General features: G+C 68.8%; 21 protein-coding genes and 1 tRNA gene. 9 read left to right on the forward strand and 13 right to left on the reverse strand.

What is annotated here, in order from left to right; all coding sequences use genetic code 11:
- Positions 1–16 precede the first annotated feature (16 nt).
- Positions 17–382, reverse strand: a complete 366-nt coding sequence (locus BR07_RS0111660) for a PLD nuclease N-terminal domain-containing protein (RefSeq protein WP_027505600.1) — start codon at positions 380–382, stop codon at positions 17–19.
- Positions 383–595: 213 nt separating this feature from the next.
- On the opposite strand from BR07_RS0111660, the gene BR07_RS0111665 reads away from it, so the two are divergent.
- Both BR07_RS0111665 and BR07_RS0111670 read left to right on the forward strand, forming a co-directional pair.
- Positions 596–892, forward strand: a complete 297-nt coding sequence (locus BR07_RS0111665; RefSeq protein WP_027505601.1) for a hypothetical protein — start codon at positions 596–598, stop codon at positions 890–892.
- Between the two features lie 10 nt (positions 893–902).
- Positions 903–1,628 carry a CDP-alcohol phosphatidyltransferase family protein gene (locus tag BR07_RS0111670; RefSeq protein WP_197027781.1) on the forward strand — a complete coding sequence of 242 codons (726 nt, stop codon included), beginning with the start codon at positions 903–905 and terminating at the stop codon, positions 1,626–1,628.
- Here BR07_RS0111670 and BR07_RS24285 read toward each other — a convergent pair.
- Positions 1,561–2,424 (reverse strand): YhjD/YihY/BrkB family envelope integrity protein, encoded by an 864-nt coding sequence (locus tag BR07_RS24285; protein ID WP_051613317.1) that lies wholly within the window; start codon positions 2,422–2,424, stop codon positions 1,561–1,563. The two genes, BR07_RS0111670 and BR07_RS24285, sit on opposite strands and share 68 nt — an antisense overlap.
- A gap of 150 nt (positions 2,425–2,574) precedes the next feature.
- Here BR07_RS24285 and glgX point away from each other — a divergent pair, with 150 nt between their 5' ends.
- Positions 2,575–4,629 carry a glycogen debranching protein GlgX gene (gene glgX, locus BR07_RS0111680; protein ID WP_027505603.1) on the forward strand — a complete coding sequence of 685 codons (2,055 nt, stop codon included), beginning with the start codon at positions 2,575–2,577 and terminating at the stop codon, positions 4,627–4,629.
- A 36-nt stretch (positions 4,630–4,665) separates the two neighbouring features.
- Here glgX and BR07_RS0111685 read toward each other — a convergent pair whose 3' ends face one another.
- The 4 genes from BR07_RS0111685 to BR07_RS0111700 are packed head-to-tail and all read right to left on the reverse strand — an operon-like array spanning position 4,666 to position 8,106.
- Entirely contained in the window at positions 4,666–5,793 is a 1,128-nt protein-coding gene (locus BR07_RS0111685) for a TetR family transcriptional regulator (protein ID WP_027505604.1), read from the reverse strand.
- On the reverse strand, positions 5,790–6,899 hold the full coding sequence (locus BR07_RS0111690) for a sulfate/molybdate ABC transporter ATP-binding protein (protein WP_027505605.1): 1,110 nt from the start codon (positions 6,897–6,899) through the stop codon (positions 5,790–5,792). Before BR07_RS0111690 ends, BR07_RS0111685 begins: the two co-directional genes overlap by 4 nt.
- Complete coding sequence (locus tag BR07_RS0111695; protein WP_231476328.1) at positions 6,896–7,714, reverse strand: ABC transporter permease; 819 nt, start codon at positions 7,712–7,714, stop codon at positions 6,896–6,898. Before BR07_RS0111695 ends, BR07_RS0111690 begins: the two co-directional genes overlap by 4 nt.
- Positions 7,714–8,106 carry a TOBE domain-containing protein gene (locus BR07_RS0111700; RefSeq protein ID WP_027505607.1) on the reverse strand — a complete coding sequence of 131 codons (393 nt, stop codon included), beginning with the start codon at positions 8,104–8,106 and terminating at the stop codon, positions 7,714–7,716. The genes BR07_RS0111695 and BR07_RS0111700 overlap by 1 nt, the downstream gene beginning before the upstream one ends.
- Positions 8,107–8,593: 487 nt before the next feature.
- On the opposite strand from BR07_RS0111700, the gene BR07_RS0111705 reads away from it, so the two are divergent.
- On the forward strand, positions 8,594–9,802 hold the full coding sequence (locus tag BR07_RS0111705; RefSeq protein WP_027505608.1) for a L,D-transpeptidase: 1,209 nt from the start codon (positions 8,594–8,596) through the stop codon (positions 9,800–9,802).
- 4 nt (positions 9,803–9,806) lie between these two features.
- Here the strand turns inward: BR07_RS0111705 and BR07_RS0111710 are convergent, their stop codons facing one another.
- Complete coding sequence (locus tag BR07_RS0111710; RefSeq protein WP_231476309.1) at positions 9,807–10,556, reverse strand: M23 family metallopeptidase; 750 nt, start codon at positions 10,554–10,556, stop codon at positions 9,807–9,809.
- Between the two features lie 514 nt (positions 10,557–11,070).
- Here BR07_RS0111710 and BR07_RS0111715 point away from each other — a divergent pair.
- Entirely contained in the window at positions 11,071–12,288 is a 1,218-nt protein-coding gene (locus tag BR07_RS0111715) for a DUF4185 domain-containing protein (protein ID WP_231476310.1), read from the forward strand.
- A gap of 54 nt (positions 12,289–12,342) precedes the next feature.
- Here the strand turns inward: BR07_RS0111715 and BR07_RS0111720 are convergent.
- A tRNA-His gene (locus tag BR07_RS0111720) sits at positions 12,343–12,415 on the reverse strand.
- Positions 12,416–12,495: 80 nt separating this feature from the next.
- On the reverse strand, positions 12,496–13,098 hold the full coding sequence (gene orn, locus BR07_RS0111725; RefSeq protein WP_027505611.1) for an oligoribonuclease: 603 nt from the start codon (positions 13,096–13,098) through the stop codon (positions 12,496–12,498).
- A gap of 123 nt (positions 13,099–13,221) precedes the next feature.
- Here orn and BR07_RS0111730 point away from each other — a divergent pair, with 123 nt between their 5' ends.
- The gene (locus tag BR07_RS0111730; protein WP_051613380.1) at positions 13,222–14,796 is read left to right on the forward strand and encodes a helicase HerA-like domain-containing protein; all 1,575 of its coding nucleotides are present in this window, start codon (positions 13,222–13,224) and stop codon (positions 14,794–14,796) included.
- Positions 14,797–14,800: 4 nt separating this feature from the next.
- On the opposite strand, the gene cmrA is transcribed toward BR07_RS0111730, so the two are convergent.
- Together cmrA and BR07_RS0111740 are read right to left on the reverse strand one after the other, a co-directional pair.
- A complete protein-coding gene (gene cmrA / locus BR07_RS0111735) occupies positions 14,801–15,607 on the reverse strand; it encodes a mycolate reductase (RefSeq protein ID WP_027505613.1) in 807 nt (268 codons plus the stop codon).
- Positions 15,608–15,646: 39 nt separating this feature from the next.
- A complete protein-coding gene (locus BR07_RS0111740) occupies positions 15,647–17,659 on the reverse strand; it encodes an NADPH-dependent 2,4-dienoyl-CoA reductase (RefSeq protein ID WP_027505614.1) in 2,013 nt (670 codons plus the stop codon).
- A 23-nt stretch (positions 17,660–17,682) separates the two neighbouring features.
- Here BR07_RS0111740 and BR07_RS0111745 point away from each other — a divergent pair, with 23 nt between their 5' ends.
- Positions 17,683–19,014, forward strand: a complete 1,332-nt coding sequence (locus tag BR07_RS0111745; protein WP_027505615.1) for an MFS transporter — start codon at positions 17,683–17,685, stop codon at positions 19,012–19,014.
- Positions 19,011–19,607, forward strand: a complete 597-nt coding sequence (locus tag BR07_RS0111750) for a GyrI-like domain-containing protein (protein WP_027505616.1) — start codon at positions 19,011–19,013, stop codon at positions 19,605–19,607. Before BR07_RS0111745 ends, BR07_RS0111750 begins: the two co-directional genes overlap by 4 nt.
- Here the strand turns inward: BR07_RS0111750 and BR07_RS0111755 are convergent.
- Both BR07_RS0111755 and BR07_RS24290 read right to left on the reverse strand, forming a co-directional pair.
- Entirely contained in the window at positions 19,604–20,413 is an 810-nt protein-coding gene (locus tag BR07_RS0111755; protein WP_027505617.1) for an alpha/beta fold hydrolase, read from the reverse strand. The genes BR07_RS0111750 and BR07_RS0111755 overlap by 4 nt on opposite strands.
- Positions 20,414–20,433: 20 nt before the next feature.
- Positions 20,434–21,111 carry a TetR family transcriptional regulator gene (locus tag BR07_RS24290; protein WP_051613323.1) on the reverse strand — a complete coding sequence of 226 codons (678 nt, stop codon included), beginning with the start codon at positions 21,109–21,111 and terminating at the stop codon, positions 20,434–20,436.
- A 202-nt stretch (positions 21,112–21,313) separates the two neighbouring features.
- Between BR07_RS24290 and BR07_RS0111765 the strand changes: the two genes are divergently transcribed.
- Positions 21,314–22,435 carry a ferredoxin reductase gene (locus BR07_RS0111765; RefSeq protein WP_027505618.1) on the forward strand — a complete coding sequence of 374 codons (1,122 nt, stop codon included), beginning with the start codon at positions 21,314–21,316 and terminating at the stop codon, positions 22,433–22,435.
- Positions 22,436–22,459: the final 24 nt, after the last annotated feature.

Below are 22,459 nucleotides of genomic sequence, written 5' to 3' on the forward strand. Positions count from 1 at the left end.
GGACGACGCGTACGCGTCAGTCGTGCTCGGGATTCCTGGTGCGACGGGCGGCGTCGCGCTGCTGCTGAGCGCGTTCCCGGCACCGACGCAGGAACTCCTCGTCGGACTCGGAGTTCGTCGCGACAGCGCGGCCGGGACGGACGTCGTACTCGGGGAAACGGGTCGCCCTCGGTCGGCGTCCCGCGTCGGGACCGCCCCAGATGCCGCCGCCGACGGGCCGGCCCGCCACGAGCCAGGCCACGGACCCGGCGAGAGGAAGAAACACGACGAGCAGGAGCCAGACCGTCTTCGGGAGGTGACGGATGCCACCTTCGTCGGCCGTGATGACGTCGATGAGGCAGAAGATCCAGAGCACGGCGACGATCAGGCCGAGATAGGGCACGGGCGCGTCCTCACGTAGAGCGGTTCACGTCCCGATTCACGAACCGCATGGTCTGTTGACGCGCTCACCCTAGCGCCCGACGTCGCCCTCGTCACTCCGTACGAGCCGTCGCGGGGGTAGGTGGTTCCGAATGCCCTCTGTGAGCGCCCACCGACCGGGTTTCCCCCGGCGGTCCGACGGGCATGCACGGATGTATCGACGAAAGGACAAGTCGTGGTCGCGCAGAACGAGAACGAGCAGCCGCAGGATTTCGCACGCACCACGCGTGCGCACGCCGGTGAGGCCATCACCGACAGCCGCGCATGGCCGGGCTACTTCCTGATGGCGCTGGGCTTCGTCGCGCTCGGACTGGGCCTGACCGCAGCGGGCGGCGGCTTCGAGGGATGGGTGCTGGTCGCCGGCATCGCCTGCCCGGTTCTCCTGCTCGCCGGCCTCGCCGTGGTCCTGCTCGAGCGCAAGCGCGTCAAGGCGGCCGAGGGCAAGTCCCTCACTGATCCCGGTGGTCACTGACCACGATCACGTGACGGGTTCCGATGCGTCGGAACCCGTCGTCTCCGTGCCGAGAACTCGCACGCAGTACTTCCGTGCGTGGTCCGAGCTGCACGGCGGGTACGACGTGCACTCGTCGGCACTGGTGCACGGCTGGCTGACCATCACGTACGTTCTGGCCCGCCCGCTCGCGCGGGCGCGCGTCGCCCCCACCGCGGTCACCGCTGTGGGGGTTCTCTTCGCTGTCCTGGCTCTCGCCGTCGCGGGTTCCGGTCCGTGGGGCGCCGGCGCGGCGGCACTGCTTCTCGTCCTGTCGGCGCTGGTGGACAGCCTCGACGGCGCCGTCGCACTGCTCCGCGGTCGATCGACGGCATTCGGCTACGTTGCCGACTCGGTGGCCGATCGACTCTCGGACATGCTCGTCTTCGCGGTTCTCCTGGTGCTGGGAGCACCCGCACCCCTGGTGGTCGCGGTCGCGCTGCTCACCCTGTTGCACGAGACGGCGCGGGCTCGCGCGGTGTCCGCGGGGATGGCGTCGATCGGAGTCGTGACGGTGTGGGAGCGCCCGTCCCGCGTGATCGCCGTCGTGGTGACTCTCCTGGGAGCCTCGGTGGTGGACACCGGTCCGCTGTTCGGCACCATCGGTGCCGCCGTGTCCCTGATCCTCGCCGTCGTCGGCTTCAGTCAGATCAGCGTGTCGATCCATCACGCTCTGAGTGCGCTTCCCGCTCCGCGACCCGGTCGCACTCGAGAGTGAACACCCAGCCGATCAGCACGATGATGTGCAGCAGGAACAGCCACAGCACCGTGGCGACGGCCGCTCCGACGGGTTCGAGGCCGCCGAACGGGCCCGACCAGTCGATGGGTATCGCGAGGAACAGCACGTAGCCCTGCAGGAATCCCGAGACGAAGGACGCGGTGGTCAGGGCACCGATCGCGACTGCCGTACGCGAGAGGGTGGTCGGCGCGACCACCCGGTACGTCCATCCGATGGGTACGGCGAGCACCAGCCAGACGGTGACGAATCCGAGCCAGACGCGGAACGCTCCCGCGCCGATGCCGCCGTTCACCGAGGCGAGTGCGTTGCCCACCACGAGAACGGGGATGGTGAGCAGCGGCGTGACGATCAGGACCGGGAGCGCCGACGCGCGACCGCGCCAGCCGACGAACGATTCGCGCACGGGCTCGTAGACGAGCAGGGCCCGTCGCATGCCCTCGCCGTAGAAGGTGGCGGGCAGGATCGCGACCAGGCCGCCCAGCCACCCGAGGTGGGTCCCGGCGTCGAACAGGGTCCGCACTGCACCCGGGGCGCCCGCCGCGCCCGGCAGAAGTCCGGCGATGGCGTCTCCGTACCCGACGACGGTCTCCTCACCCAGCAGCAGCGTGGTGAGGCGCAGACCCAACAGCAACATCGGCACGACGGCGATGCCGCCGTAGAACGTGATGCCCGCCGCCACCAGGGCCGTGTCGCGCGCCGCCAGCCGACGTCGCATTCCCGCCGCGACGGCCGTTCGTTCACGCACGATGCGTCGAGTCGTGCGGACGCCCGTCATGGGGCATGTCTACCCGGTGGCCCGTGCGCTCAACCTGCACCGTTTCGTCCGGGCGGTGCGCGGGTAAGAACGCTGGGACCCGCACGACTTCCGTGGGTGACTTCCGGTCCCTCCACGAGCTGGACCTACGACAGAGAACTGGTGCCATCAGTGACACGACAGCCTTCCACCCCCTACCCCCCGGGTGTCAGTCTTCGACCCGACGGGAGCGCGAACGTCGCGGTCTACACCGAGACGGCCGAGTCGGTGACCGTCGTCACGTACGACGAGAACGGTACCGAACTGTCGTCGACGACACTGCCCGAGTACACCGGCCACGTGTTCCACGGCATCGTCGAGAACATGTCCGTCGGAACGCGATACGGATTCCGGGTCGACGGCCCGTGGGATCCGGCCGCCGGGTTGCGCCACAACGCCGCCAAGCTCCTCCTCGACCCCTACGCTAAAGCCGTTGCGGGGTCCGTGGAATGGGACGAAGCGGTGTTCTCCCACCATCACGACGAGCCCGAGACCCGCAACGACGCCGATTCCGCGCCCTTCATGCCGCGGTCCGTGGTCGTCGACGACTCGTTCGACTGGGGAGACGACGCCGCGCCGAGAATCCCGTTGTCCGAGTCCGTCGTCTACGAGGTGCACGTCAAGGGGTTCACCCAGATCGACGAGAACGTGGACGAGGCCGTCCGCGGGACCTACGCGGGCCTCGCGCATCCGTCCGCCATCGAGCACCTGACACGGCTGGGCATCACCGCCGTCGAACTGCTGCCCACGCATCAGTTCGTCCAGGACTCGCACCTGCTCGAGGAGGGTCGCCGGAACTACTGGGGATACAACTCGATCGGCTTCCTCGCGCCGCACAACGAGTACAGCAGTGCGGGCGACACGGGTGGGCAGGTCACCGAGTTCAAGTCGATGGTCAAGGCGCTGCACGCGGCCGGCCTCGAGGTGATCCTCGACGTGGTCTACAACCACACCGCCGAGGGCAACCACCTCGGACCCACCCTGTCCCTCAAGGGAATCGACAACGCGTCCTACTACCGGCTGGTCCCCGAGGACCACAGCTCGTACTACGACACGACGGGAACGGGCAACAGCCTGAACGTCGGCCGTCCCGCCGCACTCGCCCTCATCATGGACTCGTTGCGCTACTGGGTCACCGAGATGCACGTCGACGGCTTCCGCTTCGACCTCGCGAGCACCCTGACCCGTCAGGACGAGGACCTCGACCGACACAGCGCGTTCCTCGACATGGTGCATCAGGATCCGGTGCTCGCCCCGGTGAAGTTGATCGCCGAGCCGTGGGACACCGCCGGCTATCAGGTCGGCGGCTTCCCGGCGCGCTGGTCGGAGTGGAACGGTAAGTTCCGCGACGACGTCCGCGACTTCTGGCGCGGCGAGGAGGGTAGCCTTCCCGCTCTGGCGCAACGTATCTCGGGTAGCCCCGACGTCTACGAGAACGATCGCCGGCCCACCCTCGCGAGTGTCAACTTCATCACCGCGCACGACGGCTTCACTCTCGCCGACCTCACGATGTACGACGAGAAGCACAACGAGGAGAACGGCGAGGACAGCCAGGACGGCGAGTCCGACAACCGGTCGTGGGGATGCGGCGCGGAGGGTCCGACGGACGATGCGGACGTCAACGCGCTGCGCGATCGCCAGCGCCGCAACTTCCTCGGCACGCTGCTTCTCTCGGCCGGCGTTCCGATGCTCCTGGGAGGCGACGAACTCGCGCGCTCGCAGGGCGGCAACAACAACGCCTACTGCCAGGACAACGAGATCTCGTGGTTCGACTGGGCGGTCGCCGACGACGCACTCGTCGAGTTCACCACGGCGCTGATCACACTCCGCCGCGAGCATCCGGCGCTGCGTCCGGTGTGGTTCCGCCACGGCGAGAACGACACCACCACCGACACGAGCGGCGGTCGACCCGACACGATCGACTTCCAGCGCGCGGACGGCGTCGCGATGGGTGACGACGACTGGACCACCGGATCGAACAAGTCGATCGCCGTGCTGTTCAAGTCGTCGGCCGAGGACACCGTGTTCCTGTGGCTGATGAACGCCTCCGACACCCCGGTCGAGTTCACCCTGCCCGACGAGACGTGGTCACTCACGATCTCGAGCGACCCCGAGCAGCAGGTGGGCGAGGACCCGACGTCACTGCTGGTACGAGACAGGTCGTTCACGCTGCTGCAGGCTCAGTAGCCGGTCGCGGCACGGCAGATCCGACGCGGGCCCCGATCACCGATGTGGTGATCGGGGCCCGCCGTCGTCCACACCCAGCATCGCGGTGATCACCGCGGCGAGCCGGCGCTCGTCGACGTGCCGTGACAGGTCGTCCACCACCGTGAACGCTGCTTCGACGAGAACCGACGACTGTGCCCGCGAGCGTCCCGGCATCGTCGACGCGAGGAGGTGCACCCACTCTCCGCGCTCCTGGCGAGCCATCACGGTGAGTTCGCGTGCCGTCGCCGGACCGGTCGAGAGGCCGTGGCGCCGGAGTACCCGCAGTGCCGGCGCCCGCGTCGCGAGGGCCACGCGCCGCCGCGCCAGCCCGGCCAGCGCCTGGTGCGGCGTGTCCGACCGGGCGAGCACACGCGCCGTCTCGTCCGCCGCCCGGCGCGCGGCGCCGAGGCACACCTCGTCCAGCACCACGGTCTTGCCGCCGAACCAGCGGTAGGTGCTCGACGCCGCGATGCCCACCGAGGAGGCGATGGCCGCCATCGTCACGTCGGCGGGCTCGCTCTCGTCGAACAGCGCCGCGGCCGAGCGCAGGAGTGCGTCCCGTCGCCCGACGGGCGGGACGCCGTGCGGGAGTTCCGGATCGTCGACGGCGTCCGGCAGGTCCGCCGAGAGGACCGCGGCGCACGCGGAGTCGAGAACCTCGAGCACCGCGGCGGCGGGGACGGTGAGGCGGTGCGTTCCGATGCTGGAGAGGGTGGAGAGCACCGCCCGAGTCGTGACGTCGGAGTCGCGAGAGGGCCGAAGGATCGGATCGGCACGACGTGCTGCCGCGGTGACGGCATCGAGAACCGTGGTCACCGAACCGATGTCGGGGTCGTGCAGATGCGGGCGGTCGCGGCGCAGCGTGCCGAGCGAGCGGCGCACGGTGAGGGCGCCGAGAGCAAGCGCGTGGTGATCGGCGGGAGCGCCCTCCCGAGCGATGCGCCGTTCGAGGCGTTCGACCGCGGTCAGATGCAGCGTGCGGAGCAGGTCGTACTTCGAGTCGAACCACCGATACACCGACGGCCCCGAGACGCCCGCGGCCGCCGCGACGTCGTCGATGCCGACGGCCGCGTAGCCGCGGGCGCCGAACAGATCCGCTGCCGCGTCGAGCAGTCGCCGCGGCCGGGGCGACCCACCGGTCACCGCGGTGTGGGCGCGCCGAGAGCCGCGGCGTGCAGTGCCACCTCGCCGGCCTTGACGACGAAGTGGACGCGACGGCCGGGCACGAGGTCGAGTTCGGTGGCCGCCGCGACGGTGACGTCGGCGTGCAGCGCGGGCAGACCCGCGGCCGCGGTGGACGTGATGCGGACCGACGATCCGGTGGACTCCACGTGGCCGATCTGCACGGGCAGCACGTTGCGGGGGCTGCCCCGCGGTGGGTCGACGAAGACGGAGACGGCGGTGGGATGCAGCAGGGCCACCGCCGATGAGCCCGCGTCGAGAGGGTCCGGGGCGCGGCCCTGCACGGCGACACCCGACGCGGTCGTGAGCGTGTCCGGAGCGGTGATGGTGCCCTCGATCGAGTTCACTCCGACGAGGGCGGCCGCGAACCGGGTACGCGGAGCCGTCAGAACGTCGCGGACGGTGCCGTGTTCGACCACTCGTCCGGCGTCGACGACGGCCACCTCACCGGCGAGCGTCAGGGCGTCGACCCGGTCGTGGGTCACCAGCAGGGTGGTGCGCGAGGTCTCGGCGAGCACCTCGCGGAGCACGCGGCGCATGGCTGGTGCGGACTCGGCGTCGAGCGCCGCGAACGGCTCGTCGAGCAGGAGCACGTCGGGGTCCGCCGCGAGTGCGCGGGCGAGGGCGACGCGTTGGGCCTGTCCGCCGGACAGTGCGCGCGGCCGCCGATCGGCGAGGTCTGCCGCGTCGACGGCCTCGAGCCATCGGCGCGCGAGTCGCTCGGACTCGGCTCGTCCGGCACCTCGTGAGCGGGGCGCGAAGGCGACGTTCGCCAGCGCGGACAGGTGTGGGAACAGCAGCGCGTCCTGGGCGAGGAGAGCCACCCGTCGGCGATGCGGCGGGACGTCGATGCGCTGCGCGCTGTCGGTGAGGGTGCGCGCTCCGATGCGGACCACGCCGTCGTCGGGCCGGACGAGTCCGGCCACCATCGACAGCAGCGTCGACTTCCCGGCACCGTTGGGCCCGAGGATCGCCACCACACCGCCCGACGGCACCGTGAGCGTGAGGTCGGCGCCGCGTGCTCGGTGACGGACGTCGAGGACGACCGAGGTGTCGGTGGGTGTCACAGCACGCCTGCCGGACGCCGACTGCGAGTGAGGATCACGATGACGATCGCGACGACGATGAGGACCAGCGAGAGGGCCACCGCCGCATCGGGATCCGTCTCGCGCTGGAGGTAGATCTCGAGCGGGAGGGTGCGGGTGACGCCCTGGAGCGACCCGGCGAACGTGAGGGTGGCGCCGAACTCGCCGAGCGCGCGGGCGAAGGAGAGCACCGCACCCGACGCCAGCCCGGGCAGGACCAGGGGAAGGGTGACCCGCAGCAGGACGGTGCCGGGTGAGGCTCCGAGGGTCGCGGCGACGACCTCGTACCGCGTGCCCGCCGTGCGCAGTGCGCCCTCGAGACTGATCACGAGGAAGGGGAGGGCGACGAACGTCTGCGCGAGGACCACCGCGGTGGTGGTGAAGGCGATGTCGATGCCCCACGCCCGCAGGTGTTCACCCAGCAGTCCCTGCCTGCCGAACGCGTAGAGCAGGGCGAGCCCACCCACCACCGGGGGCAGGACGAGGGGGAGCAGGACGAGTGCGCGCACGACGGCGACGATCCGCCCGGTCGACCGCGCGAGGACCAGGGCCATCGGCACCCCCAGCAGGATGCAGAGGACAGTGCTGGCGGCCGCCGTGCGCAGGCTGAGCAGCAGCGCGGCCCGGGACGACTCCGAGGTGACGAGCGGAACGAAGCGAGCCACGTCGACCGAGAGCAGCATCGCCACGAGAGGGAGCACGACGAGCGCCGTGCCGAGGCTGGCCGGCACGAGGATCCAGGCGGGCGGACGCACCGCGTCGCGGTGGCCGCGCGTCCCGCCCGCGAGGACGGAGATCACGGTGTCTCGACGATGACGGTGGTCGCCTTGACCACCGCGACGGCGACGCTGCCGGGTTCCAGTCCGAGTGTCCGCACCGATTCTGCGCTCATCAGCGACGTCACGGTGAACGCGCCGCACTGCATCTGTACCTCGGCCATCACCGTGTCGACGACCACCGAGGTGACGAGTCCGGCCAGACGGTTGCGCGCGGAGCTGACCGTGCCGCTCGGATCCGGCGGTGCGGCGGCGCGGGCCCGAGCGTGCGCCGCGAGCGAGGCGCCGTTCACGACGGTGCGTCCGGCCGAGTCCTTCGACGTCTCGACGACACCACTCTCGATCCACCGGCGGACGGTGTCGTCGCTGACACCGACCAGGGCGGCGGCGTCTCGGACACGCAGATCACTCATCGGGTCGCACGCCGGAACGAGACGGGGCGCGGCGCAGATGCGGACGACGTGGGACCGAGGGCGCGCATCCACGTGATGCTAGCGGCCGGGAACAGACTCGGGGGTGTCGGCGTTGCACAGCTCGACGGAGTCGGATCCATGCCCCGGGTACCACCCCTTTCGCCGCTACGAGCGGCCTTCTGCCGAGAGGCGCACGGCCGACTCCGTCCTCGACGCCGCCGAGTTCACGCTCGGCGGCATCGTGCTGTCCGGGGTCGCTTGTGACGCACACCAACAGCACCCGCGATCATCGAAACGGGACGCCTGGTCCGCATTCCCGCTGGCAGAGGCTCCGGACCGCTGGTGAGGAGCCGGGTCGATGCTCGATCGGTACTCGACCGTGACCGTGTTCCCCAGCTCCGGAGTGGTGAGAAATCCCAGGTGGGTGGCATCATGTGCGTGATAGCTGATGGTTCGGGCGCAGGTGAGTGGAGTCGAGAGAATGACGATGTCGTGGGGTAGGACCCGTCGCGGGCGCTCGACTCTGGTGGCCGCGATGACGGTGCTCGCACTCTCCGCGGCCGGGTGCACCGCGGGGTCGGGTCAGTCACCGGCGGCGGCTCCCGCACCGATCGACTCCAACCCGCTGTCGGAGCTCATGAAGCCGAAGGTGTCGTTGCCGGCGCCCGACGCGTCCGTCGGATTCTCCCCGAGTGCTCCGGTCGCGGTGACCGTGGCGGACGGCACCCTGTCCGAGGTGACGCTCACCGACGACGCCGGCACCCCTGTCCCCGGAGCACTGTCCGAGGATCGGTCGTCCTGGACGAACAGCGAGGTGCTCGACTACAACGGCGCCTACACGTTGCGTACGCGGGCCTACGGTCTGGGCGGTGAGGCGTCGTCCGTCTCGTCCTTCACCACCAGTTCGCCGGACAACGTCACCAAGCCGTACCTGCTGCCGTCCGAGAACGAGATCGTGGGCATCGGCCAACCGGTCGCCGTGCAGTTCGACGAGCCGATCCCCGACAAGGTCGCCGCGCAGAACGCGATCACCGTCGTGACGGACCCGCCGGTCGAGGGTGCCTTCTACTGGGTCAACCAGAAAGAGGTGCGGTGGCGCCCGCAGAACTACTGGGCTCCCGGCACCCGCGTCACCGTGACGGTGGACGTCTTCGGTCGCGACCTCGGCGAGGGACTCTTCGGCCAGGAGAACGCGTCGTCGTCCTTCTCGATCGGTGACGCCGTCATCGCCACCGCGGACGACGCCACCAAGCAGGTGACGTTCTCCGTCAACGGAGTCGACGTCAAGACCATGCCGACGTCGATGGGCAAGGACAGCTCGCCCACCGACAACGGGGTCTACATCATCGGTGACAAGTTCGCGTCCATGGTCATGGACTCGTCGACCTACGGCGTCGCCGTGGACTCCGCGCAGGGCTACCGCACTCCGGTCGACTGGGCGACGCGAATGTCGTACAGCGGCATCTTCTTCCACTCGGCGCCGTGGTCAGTCGGATCACAGGGCTATTCGAACGTCAGCCATGGTTGTCTGAACCTGAGCCCGTCGAACGCGAAGTGGGTCTACGACAACACCAAGCGTGGTGACATCACCGTCGTGAAGAACACCGTGGGTGGAACGCTGTCGGGTACCGACGGACTGGGCGACTGGAACATCCCGTGGGACGAGTGGAAAGCCGGCAACGCCCAGTCCGTCTGAGCCGCTAGACCTTCAGGCCCAGAGCGGTGAGGTAACCGACCGGGTCCACGGCCTCGCCGCCGCGTCGCACCTCGAAGTGCAGGTGCGGGCCGTTGGAGTCGCCGGTACTGCCGACCGCGCCGATGGCCTGACCGGGAGCGATGGTGTCACCCACGGCGACATCGATGCGACTCTGGTGTCCGTAGAGGACCTCCGTGTCGCCCTTCTGGATCTTCACCAGGTTGCCGTACCCGTCGCCCGCGTCACCGGCCTGCGTGACGGTGCCGCCGGTGACCGCGTAGATCGTGGTGCCCTGCGCGGCTCCGAGGTCGATGCCCTCGTGGTTCTGCCGTCCGCCGCCGGTCGGGTTGTTGCGCCCGCCGTAACCGGACGTGACCTCGAAGGTGCCGGGCGTCAAGGGGAGTCGTGATCCGCCGACGCCCAGCGGGGCCGCCTGGAAGGGCGACGTGGCGTCCGGCGCGGCGTCGGGAGTCACCGGGGTGAGGGTGATGTCGCCGAGAACGAGCCCCGCGACCTCCTGCACCAGCACGCCCGTCGCGTCGAAGACGGCGGCGAGGATCGCCGCCTGCTGCTTGGCGCTCAGCGGAACACCGGGAATCTGGAACGCGGGCAGAGCGGGGAGCGGCGGAAGCGCGGGTGCCGCTGCGGCCGTGGGTGTCCCGGCGAAGAGCAGAGCTCCGGTGGCCGCGACGCCCACCATGGCGGCGGATCCCCAGCGACCACGGCGGCGCACCGGTGACGGCGATGCGTCCACGGTGTCCTGTGATGCGGTGTTCGAGTGTGATGTTCGGTGCACGAGCTACCTCCGTATGCGCCCACGGGCGTCGCCATTCGGTCGGCGCCGACCCGGGGGAGGAGTCCCGTCGCTGCTGCGCTGTCCACGGCGGTACGGCCGTCGACGTCCCTCTGTCCCGTACCGGTCTCACCGACCGGTACCGGACGAGCAGTCGCCCACGGCGCACCGCTCGGCGAAGTCGAATGCCCTTCCCTTGGCATTCACGTCCGTCGAGCGAACAACACGAGTAACACACGGCGCACCTTCCCCAAGAGCGCCACGGGTCACTCTACGGGACAGCAGTATCGCTCGGTAACACGAATGCTCAATTACACCAACGTAATTCGGTTGTGCCGGCCTACCTGCGAAAACACATACGTGTAATTCGTCGGTGGGGCCGTCACGGTGCGGAGATCGGACCTGTCCGGACTGGTACCTTGCGTTCGGGGGCGGGTTACTGCCGCGTGTGGCGCGACTGTGGGGGATGTTCTGTATGCGACGACAACGGGCGATGGCGGCTGCGCTGGCACTGGTGGGGGGAGTGAGCCTGGTGCTCGCGCCCGTGGCGGCGGCCGAACCGTGTGGAGGACTGCCCGGTACCGGGATCGACGGAACAGGTTTTCCCGGTCAGCCACCTGCGGGACGGCAGGGTCTGGTGCCCGCCTACAACGGGCCGTCGACGTCCACCGTGGGGTGGGTGACCGGTCAGGAGAGTGTGAACCGGACGTTCGATCGTTTCGGAATCTCGGGGACCGATCTCGGCATCAGTTGGGACAACGGAGCCGGTCAGACCCTCATGGCGTTCGGCGACACCTTCGGGAACTGCGCGGTCCCGGGCGGGCAGTGGCGGCACAATGTTCTGTTGCGCAGCAACGACACCGACCTGTCGGACGGCATCACGTTCGCCGACGGTGTGCCCGGTGACGTGAACTCCGGTGCGGTGGTGGCCGGGAACGATCCGCGATTCGCCACCCAACTGCTCTCGGCTCTCGGGCTCTCACCTGTCGAGTACACGATCGTTCCCACGTCGGCGATCGCCGTGAACGGCGTGCAGTATCTGCACTTCATGTCGGTCCGCGAGTGGAGCGGCTCGGTGTGGTCGACGAACTACGCGGGAATCGCGACGTCGCGCGACAACGGGCAGACGTGGTTCCCCGAGCCCGGCACGATCCGGTTCAACAGCGGCGTGGCCGTCCCCGGTACGGAGCAGTTGGACGCCCGCTTCCAGCAGGCGGCGTTCGTCCGCGGCCAGGACGGGTTCGTGTACCAGTACGGGACACCGAACGGCCGTCTCGGTGCGGCCTACCTGGCCCGCGTCGCACCCGACGCGATGCTGGACCTCACCCGGTACGAGTACTGGAACGGTGGGTCCTGGACCTCCGACCTGGCCGCCGCCGCTCCTGTGGTCGGCCAGCCGGTCGGGGAGATGTCCGTCGCGTGGAATGCGTATCTCGGTCGCTACATCATGCTGTACGGCAACGACGTCGAGGGCCGCATCATGGCGCGGACCGCGTCGGCACCCGAGGGGCCGTGGAGCGCTCCCACCGCGCTGGTGGTGAACAACGACATCGGCAACTACCCGGGCGGTGGCCTCTACGCGCCCTACATCCACCCGAGGTCGGCCGGTGACTCGCTGTACTTCACGGCGTCGCAGTACTCGTCCTACAACGTCATCCTCATGCGGACGGACCTCGACGCGCTGCCCCGCTGAGCCCCACGCACGACGAAGGCCCCCGACTCGCGAGTCGGGGGCCTTCGTGTTCGGGGTGGACGACGGGACTCGAACCCGCGACAGCCAGGATCACAACCTGGTGCTCTACCAACTGAACTACGCCCACCATTGCTGCACACCCTGCGGCGATGCAGCGCGTTCGATACTAGCGTGACCGATACGCGGGAAGCCAATCGGTTCCCTGTGTCACGCGTCGCCACCGGTCAGCGTCGTCACGACGACGCCGATCTCCTCGGTGGTCGGTCCCGGAGCCGCCACGAAGGCCGTCTGCCGGTAGTACTTCAGCTCCCGGATCGACTCCTCGATGTCCGCGAGTGCCCGGTGCGCGAGGCCCTTGGGAGGCTGACCGAAGTAGATGCGTGGGTACCACCGGCGGCACAACTCCTTGATGGAGCTGACGTCGATCATCCGGTAGTGCAGGTAGTCGTTCAGTTCCGGCATGTCCCGCGCGATGAAGCCGCGGTCGGTGCCGATCGAGTTGCCGGCGAGCGGCGCGGTGCCGGCAGGAACGTGCTGCCGGATGTACTCGAGCACCTTCTCCTGCGCCTGCTCCATCGTGACCGTCGACGCACGGACCTCCTCGGTGAGCCCCGACTTGGCGTGCATCTCGGTGACCACGTCCGGCATCGAGGCCAGTGCGTCGTCGTCGCAGTGGATCACGATGTCCACGCCGTCGCCGAGAACGTTGAGGTCGCTGTCGGTGACCAGGGCCGCGATCTCGATGAGCTTGTCCGAGCCCAGCTCGAGGCCCGTCATCTCGCAGTCGATCCACACCAGTTTGTCGTTCACGCACATCCTCGGTATCCGTCGTGTCCATCGGTACCGCTGCCACAGTAGACCCGCACGTGTCGGTACCGGCGATAGAGTTCAGCCCGTACCGCCGGCGACACGAGAACGGGAGCACGAGTGACGATGACGGAACCGACGGAGGGTGGCCGCGCGGCCGCGATCGCAGCGGGGTACGCCACGGAAGGCCCCGCCATCGAACTCGGCAGTGTGGTGCTGGACGGCGTCGCGGATCCGACCGCACGGGTCCGGTTACCGCTGAAGATGGTCAACCGTCACGGCCTCGTGGCCGGCGCCACGGGAACCGGCAAGACGAAGACCGTGCAGGTGATCGCCGAACAGCTCTCCGCGGCCGGTGTTCCGGTGGTGCTGGCCGACGTCAAGGGCGACCTCTCGGGACTGTCCGCTCCGGGCGCGGACTCGGACGGCCTGCGCGGCCGGGCCGGCGAGACCGGCGCGGACGGGTGGGCGCCCACGGGATTCCCGGTCGAGTTCCTCTCCCTCGGTACCGAGGGTGGCGCGGTGCCGGTACGCGCGACCATCACGGCGTTCGGCCCGATCCTGCTCAGCAAGGTGTTGCAGCTCAACGCGACTCAGGAGTCGACCCTCGGACTGATCTTCCACTGGGCGGACACGCAGGGGCTCGCGCTGCTCGACCTGAAGGATCTGCGTGCCGTCATCACGCACCTCACGAGCGACGAGGGCAAGGCCGACCTGAAGGGCATCGGCGGCGTCTCGTCGTCCACCGCCGGTGTCATCCTGCGGGCACTGGTGAACCTGGAGGCCGACGGCGGCGATACGTTCTTCGGTGAGCCGGAGATGCGGACGGAGGACCTGATCCGCACCGCACCGGACGGACGCGGCATCGTCACCCTCTTCGAACTCGGCGCTCTCGCAGCGCGTCCCGTCATGTTCTCCACGTTCCTGATGTGGGTGCTGGCCGATCTCTTCCAGACCCTGCCGGAGGAGGGGGACCTCGACGCACCGAAGCTGGTGTTCGTGTTCGACGAGGCACATCTGCTCTTCGCCGACGCGTCGAAGGCCTTCCTCCAGCAGGTCGAGCAGACCGTGAAACTGATCCGCTCCAAGGGTGTCGGCATCTTCTTCTGCACGCAGCTGCCGTCGGACGTTCCCGGGCCGGTGCTCTCCCAGCTCGGCGCGCGGGTGCAGCACGCGCTGCGCGCCTTCACCCCGGACGACCAGAAGGCGCTGACCAAGACGGTACGGACCTATCCCAAGAGTGCGGACTACGACCTGGAGGAGGCACTCACCACCCTCGGGACCGGCGAGGCGATCGTCACGGTGCTGTCCGAGCGGGGCGCGCCGACTCCCGTGGCCTGGACCAGGATTCGTCCGCCGCAGTCGCTGATGGACACCATCGGAACGGACGCGATCACGGCCGCCGCGACCGCCAGTCCGTTGTACGCGACGTACGGCACCACCGTCGACGGCGAGTCCGCGTACGAGTTGCTGAACGCACGGATGGCCCCCGAACCGACGCCGCAGCAGCCGGAGTTCCCGCCGCTGCCGCAGACCTACGACCTGCCGCCGCTGCCCGCGCCGGAGCCGGAAGGGCCGTCGGCCGCAGAACGCATCATGGCCAACCCCGCCGTGAAGAGCTTCCTGCGGTCGGCAGCCAGTGCGGCCGGTCGCGAGATCTCACGGAGCATCTTCGGGACCGGACGCCGCCGTCGGAGGTAGAAGGTCAGGAACCGCCGAGCTTCTTGTAGAAGCTGCCGATGATCGGAGCGCTGATCGAGCGCGGACTGTACTGGCCCGCAACGGACATGCCCTTGCTGAGGATTCCGGGAACGATGCGCATCTTGTTCTTCTCGAGCCCGTCGAGAGACAGCCGTGCCGTGTACGCGCTGTCGATCCACAGGAAGTCCGGCACCAGCTTGTCGACGATGGAGGCGTCCGCGGGATCGGGCGTCTCGGTGCGGACCGGGCCGGGTGCGAGGAGCGTGCAGTGCACGCCGGTGCCGGCGAGCTCCGATCGCAACGACTCGGAGAACGTGTTGACGAACGCCTTGGTGGCGGCGTAGGTCGCATTGTTGGGGATGGCCATGTTGCCCGCGGCCGAGCCGGTGACGAGGATGCCGCCGGCGCCGCGCTCGATCATGCCGGGCAGGACCGCCAGCGTGAGATCGTGCACCGCAACAGCATTGAGCTGCACCTGGGCGCGCTCGTAGGCGGGATCCAGCGCCGACACCGGACCGAAGGTGGCAATGCCGGCGTTGTTGCAGAGCACCGAGATGTCGCGGCCGGCCAGTTCGTCCGCCAGGGTCTGGCGTTGAACGGGATCAGACAGATCGTTCACGCGGACCTCGACGGTGACGCCGTGCTCGGCGGTCAGCTTCGCCGCCAGCGCCTCGAGCAACTCGCCTCGACGGGCGACGACGATCAGCGAATGACCACGGGCGGCGAGTTCGGTGGCGAGTGCTTCTCCGATGCCGGACGACGCTCCGGTGACGACGGCACGGGACTCTACGGTGGGTGCGGGGAGGCTCACGGTCACCGAGGCTAGCGTGACGCTGCGGAGCACGCGACGTCAGAGGGCGGCCGCGAGGCGGGTCCCTTGTTCGATCGCCCGCTTCGCGTCCACCTCCGCCGCCACGTCGGCGCCGCCGATGACGTCGACTACTGTTCCCGCAGCTGTGAGATCGTCCAGAAGATCGCGCACCGACTCCTGACCGGCGCACACGACGATCGTGTCGACCTCCAGTGCGCGTGTCCGTCCGTCGACGGTGATGTGAAGTCCGTCGTCGTCGATCCGGTCGTACCGCACCCCCGACAACTGCGTCACGTTCCTGTTTCGCAGGGCAGCGCGATGCACCCAGCCGCTGGTCTTGCCGAGTCGCGTCCCGATCCGTCCCGCCGTCCGCTGCAGCAGGTACACCTCGCGAGCCGCGGGGGGAGCGACGGCGGTGGCCACGGCACCCGCGGCCGCCGGATCGTCGGTGACTCCCCATTCCCGACGCCACTCCGCGGTGTGCAGAGTCGAGGAGTGTTCCGTGGTGAGGAACTCGCAGACGTCGACACCGATGCCGCCGGCCCCGATGACGGCCACGCGCCTGCCGACGTCGCGGTGGCCGAGCACCGCCTCGGCGTACGTGACGACGCTGGGGTGATCGATGCCGGGAATGGACGGGATGCGCGGCACCACACCCGTGGCCAGGACGACGCGATCGAAGTGCACGAGGTCCGCGGCGCCGGCCGTCGTGCCGAGCCGAACGTCGACCGTCGCTGCGGCGAGTGCGTGGGTGAAGTAGCGGACCGTCTCGGCGAACTCCTCCTTGCCGGGGATGCGCTGCGCGATCGCGAACTGGCCGCCGATCTCGTCGCGCGCCTCGAAGAGGGTGACGCGATGACCACGCTGCCCCAGTGCGACCGCGGTGGCGAGTCCCGCCGGGCCGGCGCCGACGACGGCGACCGTTCTCGCGGAGCGAGTCGGGGACAGCACGAGTTCGGTCTCCCGCCCGGCCCGCGGATTGAGCAGGCAGGACGCCTTGCGGTGGACGAAGACGTGGTCGAGACAGGCCTGGTTGCAGGCGATGCACGTGTTGATCTCGTCCCGTCGGCCGTTCCTCGCCTTGAGCAGCCAGTCGGGATCCGCCAGCATCGGGCGGGCCAGCGACACCAGGTGCGCGCTGCCGTCGGCGAGCAGGCGTTCGGCGACCTCCGGCATGTTGATCCGGTTCGCCGCCGCCACCGGCACCGTCACCACCTCGGTGAGGCGGCGGGTGAAGTCGATGAACGCGGCCCTCGGTACGGACGTCACGATGGTGGGCACGCGCGACTCGTGCCAGCCGAAGTCGGAGTCGAACAGATCGATCCCGGCTCCTTCGAGTTCGGTGGCGAGTGCCACGATCTCGTCCCACGTCTGACCGTTCTCGACCAGATCGGCCAGCGAGATCCGGAACGAGAGCAGGAAGTCCGGTCCGACCGCTGCTCTGATGCGACGCACGATCTCCACCGGAAGGCGGCGCCGGTTCTCGGCGGACCCGCCCCATCGATCGGTGCGACGGTTCGTCCTCGGTGCGAGGAACTGGTTGAGGAAGTAGCCCTCGCCGCCCATGATCTCGACGCCGTCGTAGCCTGCGCGCTGCGCCAGGCGCGCGCACCGGACGTAGTGGCTGATCTGCCGTTCCACGCCCCGATCGGTGAGGCCGCGGGCGCGGAACGGGGTGATCGGCGACTTCCCACCCGACGCACTCACCGAGAGCGGATGGTAGGAGTAGCGGCCCGCGTGCAGGATCTGCAGCACGATCCGACCACCCTCGCGGTGCACGGCATCGGTCACGCGTCGGTGGCGACGGGCCTCGAGACGGTTGGTCAACTTGGCCGCGAACGGAAGCAGCCAGCCGGTGCGATTGGGGGAGTAGCCCCCGGTGACGACGAGTCCCACACCACCTCGGGCGCGCTCGGCGAAGTACGCGGCGAGCTTCTCGACGTCCTTCGCCCGATCCTCGAGTCCAGTGTGGATCGAGCCCATCATCACCCGGTTGGGCAACGTCGTACGACCGACCGTGATCGGCGACAGCAGAACAGGGAATTCGGTCATCTCGGCACCCTATGCTGCGAGACATGGTGGTCGTGGGCGCGCCCGGTGTCGTGACGAAGAAGCAGGTGCTGGCGTGGGGTTTCTGGGACTGGGGCGGCGCCGCCTTCCAGGCCGTGATCCTCACGTTCGTGTTCTCGGTATACCTGACCGACTCGGTGGGTGCCGATCTGCCCGGCGGAGTGTCCGCCACGTCGTGGTTGGGGTGGTCGCTCGGCATCGCCGGAGTTCTGGTCGCGGTCCTGGCTCCCGTCTCCGGTCAGCGCAGCGATGCCAGAGGTCGCCGCAAACGGCTCCTCTTCGTACTGTCGACCGCGACCGTCGTGTGCATGGCGGCACTGTTCTTCGTGAAGGACGACTACCACTACCTGTGGCTGGGCCTGATCCTGCTGTCCGTCGCCTCGGTGCTCTTCGAGGTGGCGCAGGTGCCCTACACCGCGATGCTGCGTCAGGTCTCGACGCCCGACAATCTGGGTCGGGTGTCCGGATTCGGCTGGGCAATGGGCTATTTCGGCGGCATCGTCCTGCTGTTGATGTGCTACTTCGGGTTCATCGCCGGCGCCGGCGACGAGCGCGGCCTGCTGGGCATCACCACCGAGGACGGCCTCAACATCCGGCTCGTGGCGCTGCTCGCGGCGGTGTGGTTTCTCGTGTTCTCGCTTCCCGTGCTCTTCGCGGTTCCCGAACTCCCCGTCACCGACCCCGAGGCGGCGGCCGCGCGAGCCGGCTACCTCGAGTCGTACCGCGTGCTGTGGCGCGACGTGTCCGAGCTGTGGCGCACCGACCGCCGCACCGTGTGGTTCCTCGTCGCGAGTGCTCTGTTCCGTGACGGTCTGGCCGGGGTCTTCACCTTCGGAGCGGTGTTGGCCGTCACCGTGTACGGCATCTCCAGTGCCGACGTGCTGCTCTTCGGGGTCGCCGCCAACGTCGTCGCCGCACTCGGCGCCGTCGTCGCGGGGCGTGTCGACGACGTGCTGGGGCCCAAGCTCGTCATCGTCGTCTCGCTCGTGTCGATGATCGTCGCCGGGCTGGTCCTGCTCGCCGTCTCGGGTCCCCTGATGTTCTGGATCTTCGGACTGATCCTGTGCCTGTTCGTCGGACCCGCACAGTCGGCGTCGCGCACCTTCCTGACCCGCATAGTCCCGCCCGGCCGGGAAGGCCAGATGTTCGGCCTCTACGCCACGACGGGACGCGCGGTCTCGTTCCTCGCTCCAAGCCTCTTCGGACTCTTCGTCTTCCTCTTCGACGCGGATCGGGCCGGCATCATCGGCATCGTGCTGGTGCTGGCGGCCGGGCTACTGGCCCTGCTCCGCGTCGCGGCACCCGAGGGTGATCGGGGGAGGGACGCGGCGGCGTGAAGGTCGACCACAAGAAGGAGATCGCGACGTACAGCGCTCGACTCGGGGTGTTCGACGTGGTCGAGGTGCCGCCCCTGCAGTACCTCACGATCGACGGGGACGGTGATCCGAACACGACCGCCTGGACCGACGCGGTGTCGTCTCTGTATCCGCTCGCGTACGGCCTGAAGTTCCTCGCCAAGCGTGAACTCGGCAGAGACCACGTGGTGATGCCGCTCGAAGCGCTGTGGTGGGCGGACGACTGGGCGTCGTTCACCCGCGAGCGGGACCCGTCGCGATGGCGATGGACCGCGATGATCATGACCCCCGACTGGATCACGGCCGAGCATCTGGAGACCGTCCGCGAACAGAAGGCGGGCCCGCGGACAGGCGACGTGCGCCTGATACGTCTCGACGAGGGGCTGTGCGTGCAGACGCTGCACGTCGGGTCCTACGACGACGAGGCGCCGGTGCTCGCGCACATGCACGACGTCGTCGTCCCGGCGCACTCGCTCCGGATGACGGGACGTCATCACGAGATCTATCTCGGCGACCCACGGCGTGTGGTGGCCGACAAGCTGAGAACGATTCTGCGACAACCGGTCACGCGCTAACGCGCGAGGACCTCGTCCGCCAGTCGGTCCGGATCGTCCTCCGGCACCCAGTGGCTGACACTCAATTCGACGAACTCGTAGGGGCCGGTGACGTGCTGGGCGCACCGCTCGGCGGCGGCGCGGCCGACCGCGGTGTCCTGGTTACCCCACACGTAGGTGGTCGGCACCTCGACGGACGGGAGATCCGCGAAGTCGCGCGTCATGGCGCGGTACCACTCCAGCGCGGCGGTGAGCGTCTCACGCCGGCCGACCACCGGAAGATGCTGCGAGACGATCGTCGGATCGGCGGCACCGGAGAACATGGCGATCAACCGGCGGGCGTCGTCCTCGAGCAGCAGATCCTCCGCCTTGCCGGGCTGACGGAAGAGAGTCATGTACTCGCTGCGCTTCTTCTGGTCCTCGTCTTCGCGGATCGCCCATCCGAAGGCGGCCGGGTGCGGGACGGACACTGCGGTGAGGGTGCGCACGCGATCCGGATGCAGCGCCGCGACGTACCAGGCGACGATCGACCCCCAGTCGTGCCCCACGAGATCGACTGCCGCGAAGCCCAGTTCGTCGAGCATTCCGATGACGTCGGCGACCAGCAGGTCGACGCGGTAAGCGTCGGTACCGGTCGGACGGGCACCGGGGGAGTACCCGCGCTGGTTCGGCACGACGACGTCGCGGCCCGCGTCCGCCATGCGGATCGCCACGTCGCGCCAACTCGCGGACGTCTCGGGAAAACCGTGCAGGAGAAGGGCCGGGCGGTCGCCGGGGGTTCCGTAGCGGTCCGCGTCGAAGGTCAGGTCACCGACTGAGATCTGCATGGGGAAAGGCTATCGGGTCCTCACGCTCCGAGTGCGGCTGCCGACGTCCGTGCGCCGCGGACGTTCCGAGGCTGCCACTGGCCCATTCCCAGCATGATCACGCGCAGCTGGGACAGCGCGCGTTCGACGATGTCGCGTTCGGCCGCGCCGGCGGGCGTCACCTCGACCAGGTCCACCACCGTCGCCAGCATCGTGTTGACGATGAGGTCGGCGACCATCTCGAGATCGTCGCCGGGCCACGACGACAGGGCGGGGGTCCGGGACAGGTCCTGGGTGAGCTCGTGCACGATCATTCGCAGCTCGGTCTCGATCGCGCGCCGGACCTCCACCACCCCGCCGGACCGCTCGCGGATCAGGAAGCGGAACTGGACGTCGTGTTCGCGGATCTCGCCCACCAGCAGTTCGAGCGACTCGCGCGCGTTGTCCGCGGACGGGTGACGACGGACGTCGCGCAGGATCTTGCGAAGGACGCGCATGCTGTCCTCGACGACCGCGACTCCGAGGTCCTCCATCGACGCGAAGTGGCGGTAGAACGCCGTCGGCACAATTCCTGCCGCGCGCGTGACCTCCCGCAGGCTCACGCTGGAGAAACTGCGGTCCGCGATGGCGTCCAGCGTTCCGTCCACGAGTGCCCGCCGGGTGCGTTCCTTGCGTTCGGCCCTGCTGGCCGTCGTGGAACCTACGGAATTCTCGGACATTCCTCGACATTAACCGACAACGGTGTATGGGTGTGCACTTCCGCCGCCCGAGAGCCTGGCGGGTCACTGCTGCTCACGGTACGTGTCCGTCGTCACATTGGCCTTGAAAGTTGCCGGTACGGGCTGTCACACTCGGTTCCAGTGAACGAGTGTGCACTGGAGAAGTGATCCGGTCACCGGCCCGTCATTCGAGGAGGACGACTTGAGCATCGCCACCACCCCCACATCGCGCGGCCGTCGCAGTTCGCTGCTGTCCAGGTTGCGGCCCCGGTTGCTCGAGACGCTGACGACGCCGCACGCGGTCGATCGGTACCTCGAACTCGTCGACCCCATGATGACTGTCGACGACATGCGCGCCGAGGTGGTGGCCGTCCGTCACCAGACTCCCGACACCGTCACGCTGACGCTGCGCCCCACGTGGCAGTGGAAGGGGTTCTCCGCCGGCCACTTCGTGCAGATCGGCGTCGTGGTCGACGGCGTCCGGCACACGCGTTGCTACTCCCCGGCAGGTACCGCCGGAACCGACGACGACACGATCGAGCTCACCGTCAAGGCTCAGCCCGACGGCATCGTGTCCAACTACCTGGTCGCCTCGGCGAAGCCCGGTCTCGTGGTCAATCTCGCGCCGGCCACGGGCACCTTCGAGCTCCCGAGCCCGCGGCCGGACCACGTTCTGCTGATCAGTGGTGGAAGCGGCATCACCCCGGTGATGTCGATGCTGCGCACGCTGGTGCACGAGGGGTACACCGGACGCGTGGCATTCCTGCACTACGCCTACACGGAGAACGACGTCTGCTACCGCGCCGAACTCGACCGCATCGCGGCCGAGAACGACAACGTGGACGTTCTGTACGCGTACACCGATCAGCAGAACGGTGGTCATCTGCACGGATTCTTCGACACCGAGCACCTGAACGCCGCAGCACCCTGGCACGCCTCGGCGCAGACGTTCCTGTGTGGTCCGCCCGGGTTGATGAAGGGTGTCAGGTCGGTGTTCGACGACCTCGGGCTCTCCGAGTCGTTGTTCTCGGAGGAGTTCGTCACCGCCGTTCCGGTCGTCGACGGGGATGCCTCGGGAACCGTGTCGTTCTCGGGTTCGTCCGTCGAGGCGGAGAACGACGGCGCCACCCTCCTGGAGCAGGCCGAGAATGCCGGGCTGACACCGGAATTCGGCTGCAGGATGGGAATCTGCTTCACCTGCACGGCAATCAAGAAGTCGGGATGCACCCGCAACGTCAAGACCGGTGAGCTCGACTCCGATCCGGACAACGAAATCCAGCTCTGCATCTCCGTCCCCGTGGGCGACGTCGACATCGACGTCTGACCCATCCACATACTCGAAGAGGAG

Source organism: Rhodococcus sp. UNC23MFCrub1.1 (genome assembly GCF_000686025.1).
Taxonomy (GTDB): domain Bacteria; phylum Actinomycetota; class Actinomycetes; order Mycobacteriales; family Mycobacteriaceae; genus Rhodococcoides.

Coding starts and splice junctions, on each gene's coding strand:
- BR07_RS24285 (WP_051613317.1), bottom strand. CDS start 2,424: ATGACGGGCGTCCGCACGACTCGACGCATCGTGCGTGAACGAACGGCC.
- BR07_RS0111700 (WP_027505607.1), bottom strand. CDS start 8,106: ATGAGTGATCTGCGTGTCCGAGACGCCGCCGCCCTGGTCGGTGTCAGC.
- BR07_RS0111705 (WP_027505608.1), top strand. CDS start 8,594: ATGTCGTGGGGTAGGACCCGTCGCGGGCGCTCGACTCTGGTGGCCGCG.
- BR07_RS0111715 (WP_231476310.1), top strand. CDS start 11,071: ATGCGACGACAACGGGCGATGGCGGCTGCGCTGGCACTGGTGGGGGGA.
- BR07_RS0111730 (WP_051613380.1), top strand. CDS start 13,222: ATGACGGAACCGACGGAGGGTGGCCGCGCGGCCGCGATCGCAGCGGGG.
- BR07_RS0111740 (WP_027505614.1), bottom strand. CDS start 17,659: ATGACCGAATTCCCTGTTCTGCTGTCGCCGATCACGGTCGGTCGTACG.
- BR07_RS0111745 (WP_027505615.1), top strand. CDS start 17,683: ATGGTGGTCGTGGGCGCGCCCGGTGTCGTGACGAAGAAGCAGGTGCTG.
- BR07_RS0111755 (WP_027505617.1), bottom strand. CDS start 20,413: ATGCAGATCTCAGTCGGTGACCTGACCTTCGACGCGGACCGCTACGGA.
- BR07_RS24290 (WP_051613323.1), bottom strand. CDS start 21,111: ATGTCCGAGAATTCCGTAGGTTCCACGACGGCCAGCAGGGCCGAACGC.